Origin of the sequence: Aeromonas finlandensis (assembly GCF_000764645.1) — a bacterium.
Taxonomy (GTDB): domain Bacteria; phylum Pseudomonadota; class Gammaproteobacteria; order Enterobacterales; family Aeromonadaceae; genus Aeromonas; species Aeromonas finlandensis.
This window is the reverse complement of record NZ_JRGK01000225.1, coordinates 1-1,169: the sequence shown is the minus strand read 5'-3', so window position 1 is coordinate 1,169 and position 1,169 is coordinate 1. Positions and strand designations below refer to the sequence as shown.

The window sequence follows — 1,169 nt, the reverse complement described above, 5'->3', positions numbered from 1 at the left end:
CTCTTTATCGAGAACGTGGGCAATCTGGTCTGCCCCGCCAGCTTCGATCTCGGCGAGAAGTACAAGGTGGCGATCCTCTCCGTCACCGAGGGGGAAGAGAAGCCGCTGAAATACCCGGACATGTTTGCCGCCGCCCAACTGATGGTGATCAACAAGATCGATCTGCTGCCCTACGTCAGCTTTGACATGGCCCGCTGCATCAAGAACGCCAAACGGGTCAACCCCTATATCCAGGTGATCCAGGTCAGCGCCACAACAGGCGAAGGGATGGATGCCTGGCTCAACTGGCTGGCTACGGCCTGAACCAGAACCGGTTAAACGCCGCTGATAACGGTAGAAAACAAGAGAGGGAGGCTGATGCCTCCCTCTCTTTTATCTGTAAACCTTATCAAGAGTTCTCTCTATCCAGACTGGCCAGCGTTTTATACTCGCATCCCCTCACCCTGGCCCTCTCCCCAGGGAGAGGGAACCGATTTGTGGATGCCGCATTCCGCTCCTGTCTCAACAGGGAAAGGGGAACCGATTCATGGGGGCTGGCAATATGCTCGAAATATTCGCCGCTTGAGAGAGTTTGCGAACATAACAACCAGCCATATTTTCAAACCCGAGATTTTCCAAACCCTAAACCCTGAGCGTGGTGAAATGGCACCTTCCGCTCCCTTCTCCCCTTGCGGGAGAAGGGTTGGGGATGAGGGGAAGCCAATCCTCAGGCCGCGCTTTCGGCCAATACCCCCGTCGCAGGTGGAACTTCACCAAAGCGCAGCACCCGATGGCAGATCTGGCGCAGCAGCGCCTGCTGGTGACTGAAGATCACCATGCCCAGTCCACGCTGCTCGCACTCGCGCATCAACTCCCGCCAGAGCTGGCGCTGGATTTGCGGATCCAGCTGGGCAGTCACCTCGTCGGCAATCAGCAGTCGGGTGCGGGGATCGAGGGCGCGCAGCAGCGCGATGCGGGCCAGCTCACCGCCGGAGAGCTGGCCGGGTTTACGACCGAGCCATTCAGGCTTGACCATAAAGCGGGCCAGCATGGCCTCATCGGGGCGCCATACATCCCAAAGCGCCTGCCCGGTGGTGCGATAGGGATTGAAAGTGAGTTCCGGGTGCTGGGGCACCAGCTGGATGGGGTTATAACCTTTTACCTGTTCAGGCACAGGCTGCCCTTCCAGC

The 1,169-nt window shown here is 58.5% G+C and carries 2 protein-coding genes; one reads left to right on the top strand and one right to left on the bottom strand.

All coding sequences use genetic code 11. From position 1 onward, the window contains the following. The coding region (hypB, locus tag LD28_RS0112875; RefSeq protein WP_033137366.1) for a hydrogenase nickel incorporation protein HypB at positions 1–303 on the top strand (303 nt) is incomplete at its 5' end. A gap of 403 nt (positions 304–706) precedes the next feature. Here hypB and LD28_RS0112870 read toward each other — a convergent pair. Beyond that, positions 707–1,169 (bottom strand): ATP-binding cassette domain-containing protein (locus tag LD28_RS0112870; protein ID WP_033137365.1); only part of this gene is annotated, 463 nt, incomplete at its 5' end.